Here is a 7,826-nt window from a genome sequence, read left to right as displayed (position 1 = left end):
CATGCGGAAGCGCAAGATGGCAGCGAGGCGGTGCCGGACCCGCTCCGGCGAGCGCGGGTCGTCGATGCAGGCTGCCAGCCGGTCGGCAATGCCGAGGCGGCGCTCGACCTCGCGCAAGGCCAGCAGGCCGCCGTCGGAGGAGAGTTGCCCGCCGTCGAAGCGGGCGATCAGGAGCTTGCCGCCAACCGATGACAGGCCGGGCAGCGGCGGGGTAGGTTCAACCGTGACGGGCATGGTCTCCGGACGCGGCTGGGTTTGAGTGTCGTAGCCAAATTCTACGTCCGCACAACGGCTTGCGCCATGCCCGTCAGCCCTCGCGCATAATCCGGGTTAGTCACCTAGCCCAGTTACATGGTCTAGCGTCTACTCTGCGGCTTTCCCGCGAGTGAGGTTCCCGTTTTTGCGCGATGCTTGCGAGCGGGAGCGTCGGATTCGCTTGTTCGGGGCTGGTTCGGACCTCGCTGCGGGGGCCGCTTCGCCACCGTCCCGCTGCTGGTCGCGGTCGCGCGTCTGCTGCTGCGAGGACTGTTGAGCCGCTTCGCCCGCTGCACGCAGTACCAAAGTCCCGCCTCGTGCCAGTGCATCGAAGTACTCGCCCACGAAGCGTCGCTGCAGCTCCACCGCCGGGCTCGGCTTGGCGTTATCCAGCAGCGCTTCGGCGAAGCGCTTGTTGGTCGCCATCACGCTGTCGAACAGGAGCGATGCGGCCCGCTGTGTGTCCTGCACTTGCTGTCCAGCCGTGTTAGGACCCGACGCGGCGGTCATCAAATGGCGGATGTTGGTAGCGGCTTCCTCTACCAAGCCAGCGAGGTTGTGCTTGGTCTTCTCCATGTTCCGCTCCATGCTTTCCGTGGCGCCAGACGCTGCCGTTATGGCAGGAGAGCTGGCTGAGCGCCGCGGAGGCGGCTGGCAATGCCGGCGCGTCTAGTCGTCTGGGTGATAGGAGAACGGCCGAGGCACCCGTAGCGCCCCGGCCGCTTCCTTCTGTGCTCAGGATCTTCGCGGATCCTGAGCCGGCTTTACTCCGCCGCCGCCTGGGAGCGCTGCTGACCCTGGTCGGCCTGGCGGATCTGCTCCTCGAGCGGGCGAAGCGTCTCGTCGGCGGTGCGACGCGTTGCACGAACCAGCGTGGCGGTGTTGCGCAGCAAGGTGTCCGTGTACTCGCGCACGAAGCGCTGCTGCAGCTCCACGATCGGCGCCGGGTTGGCAAGGCGGAACAGCTCTTGCGCCGCGCGCAGGTTGGTCTGCATCACGCCCTCGACGAAACCCGCCATTCCCTGCTGCAGATCGCGCAGCCCGCCTTCGGCGGCGTTCGGCAACGCCATCAGCTGGCGCACGTTCTCGCTTGTGCCCCGGGCCGCCTCGGCCACCTTGCGGCTGACCTCCTCAAAGCGCTGGGCTGCCTCCTGAGTAATCTGCCGCTGAGCGTCGGTGACTGCCTGCGTGCCCCGGCGCGCCGTGTCGTTCGCAAGCTCTGCACCGCGACGAGCCGCATCGGCTCCGGCTTCGGTGCCCTTGCGCGCCATGTCGGCGCCAACCTCGGCATTCTGGCGCAGCGCCTCATTGGTGGCGTGGCCACCTTGGTGGGCAGCCTCGGCACCGCGACGGACGGCTGCATCGGCGGTGGCGGCTGCGCGAACGTCCTGCGGCTTGTTAATATCGACCATGTGGGTCTCCTGTAAATATAATTATAGTGCACCAAGCATTGCTGCACCGCACAATCGAGTTTTGCGCTAGTACGCGCTGTGGCGCAAGGGATAAAATTTAAAAACTCCATGAAGGACTTGTTGCAATTTTCTTGTATGCCAGCCGCGTCAACAAACGGGGATTTTCCTGCCTTATATTTCATTGCTATTAACTGATGCATCTCGTTTGAAGATGTGCGATTGGTTTGGAAGAGATGTTTCCGGCTTGGGCAGCTGCGGCAAACTTCAGGGACCGTTCGAGATTCGCATTCGACGCCGATCCTCTCCGCTGCGGATCGTGGCTGGTTGCACGAGGGGCTGCCCCAATGAAAAATAATCGTGATTAGTTTTGCTGCAGCGCAGCATTATTTCTGGTCTGGGTTTCGGGAGGGGCGCACGTAAGGACCGAATCTATGATTGAAACAACATTGTTCTTCACCGGCTTAGCCGCGCTACTGGCTATCAAGTGCGCCGTCCGCATTGCCGTCGATGCGGGTGATTTCGACGGCTTGCCGCAGGCGTCCCAAATCGACTGACCCCGGTCGGAACGGCACGATTAGCTATTTTAGGAGTACAGCATTGAACTTCTTCGCTGCAGCCAAAACCCTTCTCGGGAGTCGGACGGCGCTCGCCTGCGGAATGGCCGCCACTGCTCTCGGCGCACTTGCCCTGGTGAACCGCACCGTCGCGCGCCGGGCGGAGCGTCAACATCCACCTCGGGGTACGTTCCTCGATGTGGACGGCGTCAGACTGCACTATACCGACCGAGGTGCCGGGCAACCGATTGTCCTTATCCATGGTAACGTGGTGTCTGGCGACGACTATGATACCAGCGGCGTCGCCGAGCGCCTGCTGGAAACACACCGGGTCATCGTTTTCGACCGCCCCGGCTTTGGTCACAGCGAGCGCCCACATAGCCGCAGCTGGACGGCAACGCAGCAGGCCGAACTGCTCCACAAGGCGCTCAAGCTGCTGGGTATCGAGCGTCCGGTTGTGGTGGGCCACTCCTGGGGTGCCATTGTGGCGCTTTCGCTGGCGGTGCGGCACCAAGCTGACACGGCGGGCCTCGTACTGCTTTCCGGTTACTATTTCTGGACCCTGCGGCCCGATGTGCTGTTGGTCACTGTGGGTGCGATTCCGGTGGTTGGGGATATCTTACGCTACACGGTCTCGCCGTGGCTGGGGCGGCTCCTCATGCCCTTGCAGAAGCGCGCTATGTTCTCGCCGGCCTCGGTCCCCGAGCGGTTCCGGCGCGAATACTCAGACGCGATGGCACTGCGGCCGTCCCAGATCCGCGCCACCTCGGTCGATGGCGCACTGATGATCCCAGGTGCGCTGGGCTTGCGCCGGCGCTACACCGACCTCCGGATGCCTGTACTCATCCTAGCAGGAGACGGCGACAAGGTTGTCTGGAAGCGCAATGCTGAGCGCCTGCACGCCACCATCCCGGGCAGCGCGCTGCGGATCGTCGAGGGTGCAGGGCACATGGTCCACCACTCCGAGCCAGAGCAAGTTGTCGAGGCTATTCAGTTAATTGCCAGGACGTCCGCCAAGCTGCTCGTACCAATGCCCAGCGAATCAGCCGTGTCGCTCCGAATGGCCTCTGAAGCTTCAGCCCGAGCAGCGTAACGACGCCGCCCTCCGCGGTGTGGGGCGGACAGGCCCCCGGAGCAGCTGGTGCTGGAGAACGCGCCCGCGTCTTCTTACTTCTCGAGCACGTAGGTGCCCGGCGCGTCCGCAATTGGCGGATGCGCGGTGCTGCCCATGGCCGGCGGTCTATCTCGTCCGTCCGAGCGCGCCACGAGCCAAGCCGACCAATCCGTCCACCAACTGCCGTCGTGCTTCGTGGCCGCCTTGCGCCACTCCTCCGGCGTTGCCGCTTGCGCCTCGTTGGTCCAGTAGGCGCCCTTGCCACCCGGTGGGTTGATGATGCCAGCGATGTGGCCAGAGGAGGCAAGCACGTAGCGCACCTTGCCGCCGAAGAGCCGCGTGATGTGCCAGGCAGCGTCCCAGGGAACGATGTGGTCCTTCTCGGCGCCAACTGCATAAGCGTCCAGCTCGATGCGCCCCAGGTCGATGGGTTCGCCTTTGAGCTCGATCTTATCTGGTACGACTAGGTTGTTCTCCTTGTAGGTGTTCCGCAGGTACCAGGCGTGTGCGGCACGGCACATGCGGGTTCCATCACTGTTCCAATGGAGCAAGTCGAAAGCCGGCGGCTTCTCGCCCATGAGATAGTTGTTCACTACGTTCGCCCAGATCAGGTCGTTTGAACGCAGCAGGTTAAACATTTTGGACATCTCTCGGCTGTCGAGATAGCCACGCTCCATCATCTGCTGCTCGACCAAATCCATGGCTGGCTCATCCATGAAAACAGCGGTGTCGCCCACGCGCGTGAAGTCCTGCAGCGAAACCATAAACGTCGCTGCATTGAAGCGCTTATCCCTCTTCCGGGCTAGCCACGCGAGGGTTAGGGCGAGCAACGTGCCGCCGATGCAATAGCCCATCACATTGATGGACTTAGCGCCAGTGATCTCGCGTGCCACATCGCTTGCCTCCAGCGGGCCAAGGTCCATGTAATCCTCAAAGCTTATGTCCTCCATGGAGGCGTCGGGGTTCTTCCATGACACCATGAACACGGTGAAACCTTGGGAGACGAGATGCCGCACCATGCTGTTCTTCGGCTGCATGTCGAGGATGTAGAACTTGTTGATCCAGGGCGGCATGATCAGCAGGGGCGTCCGGTGCACCGTCTCGGTTGTCGGCTCGTACTGGATCAGCTCAAGCAGGCGGTTGCGGTGGACCACCTTGCCCGGCGACAAGGCCAAGTTGCGCCCAGGCGCAAAGGCGGCGGCGTCCACCATGCTGAGCCGCCCTTCCTTTAGGTCGGCCGCCAGGTTGCGTGCGCCGTTAGCGAGGCTGGCGCCGCCGGTCTCCATCGCGCGGCGCAGCGCCGCCGGGTTCGAGGCAAGCAGCAGCGCCGGGCTCATGGCGTCCACAAACTGCCGCAGATGGAAGTCGAGCCGCCGGCGCTCCGCCTCGTCCACGCCCTCCGCCTGCTCAGCGCCTTGCTTCAGCAGCCAGTCGGAGGCGAGCAAATAAGCTTCCTTCAGTGTACGATAGACCGGGTTGGCGTGCCACTCCGGGGCGGCGAACCGCTTGTCGCCGCCGATGGCAGGAGCACTGCTTCCCGCCGGCTCTACACCCCACCATCGCAGGCCGGCCTCGTTCCAGGCTTCCACGGCCGAGCGCAGCAGGTTTGCGTTCAGCTCCATTGCCGCCATGGCCGCGCCGGGCCGGTTTAGAGAGCGCAGCCACACCGTGCGGAGTGCTCTGACGACCTCCGCCCAATCCACGGGCACGACGTTGCGCAGCGGATTGGCGTTCCACATCTGATCCACGGACCGCAAGAATGGGTCCTTGGCCAACATGTTGCCAAGCTGCGCTACCCCGCCGGCGAGCGCGCTGCCGCTGAGCTGATCGGTCGTCATTTGCCACCAGGGCTTGGCATGGTTGGTCCAATTCCAACCCGCCGATCCCGACATCGCCTCCACCCAGGAGGTCCAGACCCCAAGCATCGCGTCGGGTCCCGGCGAAGTGCTCCCGCCCTCTTCGCCCGGTTGCCCGTGTCCGCTTTTCTCGCCAATGCCTTGGCCTGCCATGGCGTTTCCCCTTCGTCGGTGGTCCCGTCTGCACTGTGTCGCGCACGCCTCGATCTCATGGCCCCGCCGCAGCATTCCCGGCACGCCCGGCGGTCCGATCGCAACGCCATCAGAGACTCAGCAACGTCCCAGGGTCAGCTAAGTTGGAAACCGTCTGTAAGCCCCGCCATATCGTCACGAGGGGGGCGCAGCGGGACCCTTCCAATGCTGCCAGCCAAGCCTGGTTATCGCAACGAGGCGGTCCGGCCGTTACCGAGCCTTCCGCTCCGGCCGGCTACGGCAGTGAGCTCATCCGCAGTAGCATAGTGCGCCAGCCCGGTGGCAGCATTGCCTTCGACTGGCCGGCGAAGGGGCAGTGGACTGCGTCTGCCTAACCGCGACCCAGGGGCTGCTGCGCTTCGGAGCGCTGCTCAGCCGCCTCTTCGGTGTTGTCGCGCGCGTCTGAGCAAACACCTCCGGTACATGTTTGGATGGCCCCGCTTGCCTTACTGCGAACATCGCCACGACATGCCGTCGCCGCACTACCGTGTTCTCCTGCTGAGGAATAAGGAGGACACGGTTATGTACGGCGAAATGATCATAGCCTTCCCGGAGCCGGCTCCCTACGGGGAGGTGCTTGTAACCTATCCGGGGCCCGTCTACGCCGAGCCAGAAGTCTGGATTGGCCCTTACGCACCCATTTACGTCGAACCGGTCTATGACCCCTACGCGCCCATTTACGTCGAGCCGGTCTATGACTCCTACGCGCCCATCTACGTCGAGCCGCTCTATGACCCCTACGCGCCCATCTACGTCGAGCCGGTCTATGACCCCTACGCGCCCGTCTACATCGAACCGATCTATGACCCCTACACGCCCATTTACGTCGAACCGGTCTATATCTAAGCGGCAGCTGATTCGTCCATTGGTGCTGCGAAAACCCGGCCACGTGGATGTGTTCTCCGTGCATGCGAGGATGCCACCAGCATCTCAAACCAGGCACCAAGGCGAGCAAAGGGAGTGGCTCATTGAACATCAGGTAGAAGGTTCTGTTGCGTCCTTGCGGAGCCGTCCCGGACAGGTACAAGCTGGGACATGGTGAGACGGTGGCGAGTGGCCTCGGTGACACCGGATCAGTCTTTCAAGGGGCGGCAGTTCACTGCAGAGGTGATCCTCTGGGCAGTCCGCTGGTACCTGATGTTCCCGGTGAGCTACCGCGATCTCGAACTGATGCTGGCTGACCGCGGCGTCGAGCTGGCGCATACCACGGTGTTCCGCTGGATGCAGACATATGCGCCGGAGATCGAGAAGCGTCTCCGACCGCAGCTGCGCATGAGCAACGGCTCATGGAGGGCGGACAAGACCTACGTGCGGGTGAAGGGCGCTGTCCTCTGCCCCACGGTTGGCTGAGACACCTCGTTAGCGGACCCTGTCCGCGGAGAGGTGGTGATGACGACAGAGACGGCGAGCGGCGCCATGGGTCCTGGCCGGGGCGGGCGGATGTCGCGGGGTCGCAAGCGCGACGCCGTGTTGCGGCTGCTGCGGGGCGAGGACCTGGAGACGGTCTCGCGCTCGCTGGGCGTCACCGCAGCGACGCTGAGCGGCTGGCGCGACGCCTTCCTGGCCGCCGGCGAGGCCAGCCTGGCGAGCCGTCCCGCTGGCGGGGAGGCGCTGGAGAGCGAGCGGCTGAAGGCCCGGCTCGGCGAGATGCTGCTCGAGCGCGAACTGCTCGAGGCCAAGATCTCCGTCCTGGAGGACGGGCACCCTTTGGCCCGGCGGAGGCGGAAGCCATGAGCCAGACAGTATCCCCGAGCAGTGGCAGGCCCTACGGCTTGGCCCCGGTGTGCCAGGTCTGGCGGGTGGCCCGCGCCACCGTCTATCGGTTCCGCGCTCCGTCACGGCAGGCGCCGCCGCGGCGCCCCGGTCCGGTCGGGGCTATGCCGGACGGAGCGCTGGTGGAGGCGATCCGCGCCGTGCTCGCCTCCAGCCCCTTCCACGGCGAAGGGCACAGGAAGGTCTGGGCCCGGCTGCGCCACGCGGGCGTGCGCACTTCCAGGCGCCGGGTGCTGCGGCTGATGCGTGAGCACGACCTGCTCGCCCCCTCGCGGGTCGGCTCGCCCCGCGGCCCGCGCAGTCACGACGGCACCATCATCCCCGAGGCGGTGGACGCAATGTGGGGCACCGACCTGACCACGACCATCACCGGCGAGGACCAGGCGGCGGTGTTCGTCGCCGCCGACCACTTCTCAGCCGAATGCGTTGGCATCCACGCCGCCCGTCACGCGAACCGCTTCGAGGCGCTCGAGCCCGTCCGGCAAGGCGTCCGGCGCCACTTCGGCGGCTTCGCCCAGGGCGTCGCGGCGGGCCTCGGCGTCCGCCACGACCACGGCAGCCAGTACATGTCGGACGCCTTCCAGAAGGAGCTCCGCTTCCTGTCCATCGAGAACTCGCCCGCCTTCGTGCGCGCGCCGGAGGGCAACGGCTGCGCGGAGCGCTTCATCCG

At 64.8% G+C, this 7,826-nt stretch carries 7 protein-coding genes and 2 pseudogenes; 5 read left to right on the top strand and 4 right to left on the bottom strand.

Annotation, left to right across the window (positions count from 1 at the left end):
- The 3 genes from EP26_RS28550 to EP26_RS28540 all read right to left on the bottom strand — a co-directional run.
- The coding region (locus EP26_RS28550; RefSeq protein ID WP_043344389.1) for a transposase at nucleotides 1–234 on the bottom strand (234 nt) is incomplete at its 3' end.
- Nucleotides 235–363: 129 nt separating this feature from the next.
- Nucleotides 364–831, bottom strand: a complete 468-nt coding sequence (locus EP26_RS28545; protein ID WP_157033896.1) for a hypothetical protein — start codon at nucleotides 829–831, stop codon at nucleotides 364–366.
- 188 nt (nucleotides 832–1,019) lie between these two features.
- Entirely contained in the window at nucleotides 1,020–1,667 is a 648-nt protein-coding gene (locus tag EP26_RS28540) for a phasin family protein (protein ID WP_043344386.1), read from the bottom strand.
- Nucleotides 1,668–2,098: 431 nt separating this feature from the next.
- Here EP26_RS28540 and EP26_RS38355 point away from each other — a divergent pair, with 431 nt between their 5' ends.
- Together EP26_RS38355 and EP26_RS28535 are read left to right on the top strand one after the other, a co-directional pair.
- Nucleotides 2,099–2,221 carry a hypothetical protein gene (locus EP26_RS38355; protein ID WP_281177133.1) on the top strand — a complete coding sequence of 41 codons (123 nt, stop codon included), beginning with the start codon at nucleotides 2,099–2,101 and terminating at the stop codon, nucleotides 2,219–2,221.
- Between the two features lie 43 nt (nucleotides 2,222–2,264).
- Nucleotides 2,265–3,314, top strand: coding sequence for an alpha/beta fold hydrolase (locus EP26_RS28535; protein WP_211259599.1), 1,050 nt, complete (start codon nucleotides 2,265–2,267; stop codon nucleotides 3,312–3,314).
- Between the two features lie 74 nt (nucleotides 3,315–3,388).
- Here the strand turns inward: EP26_RS28535 and EP26_RS28530 are convergent, their stop codons facing one another.
- Nucleotides 3,389–5,344 (bottom strand): PHA/PHB synthase family protein, encoded by a 1,956-nt coding sequence (locus tag EP26_RS28530; RefSeq protein ID WP_052389808.1) that lies wholly within the window; start codon nucleotides 5,342–5,344, stop codon nucleotides 3,389–3,391.
- 507 nt (nucleotides 5,345–5,851) lie between these two features.
- On the opposite strand from EP26_RS28530, the gene EP26_RS28525 reads away from it, so the two are divergent.
- From EP26_RS28525 to EP26_RS28510, 3 genes and pseudogenes are all read left to right on the top strand, one after another.
- Nucleotides 5,852–6,229 (top strand): hypothetical protein, encoded by a 378-nt coding sequence (locus EP26_RS28525; protein WP_157033895.1) that lies wholly within the window; start codon nucleotides 5,852–5,854, stop codon nucleotides 6,227–6,229.
- A gap of 189 nt (nucleotides 6,230–6,418) precedes the next feature.
- Nucleotides 6,419–6,706 (top strand): annotated as a pseudogene (locus EP26_RS28520) (hypothetical protein); the annotation flags it as partial.
- Nucleotides 6,707–6,772: 66 nt separating this feature from the next.
- Nucleotides 6,773–7,826, top strand: a pseudogene (locus EP26_RS28510) (IS3 family transposase); the annotation flags it as partial.

Origin of the sequence: Belnapia moabensis DSM 16746, assembly GCF_000745835.1 — a bacterium.
Lineage (GTDB): Bacteria > Pseudomonadota > Alphaproteobacteria > Acetobacterales > Acetobacteraceae > Belnapia > Belnapia moabensis.
This window is presented reverse-complemented; position numbering and strand designations above follow the sequence as displayed.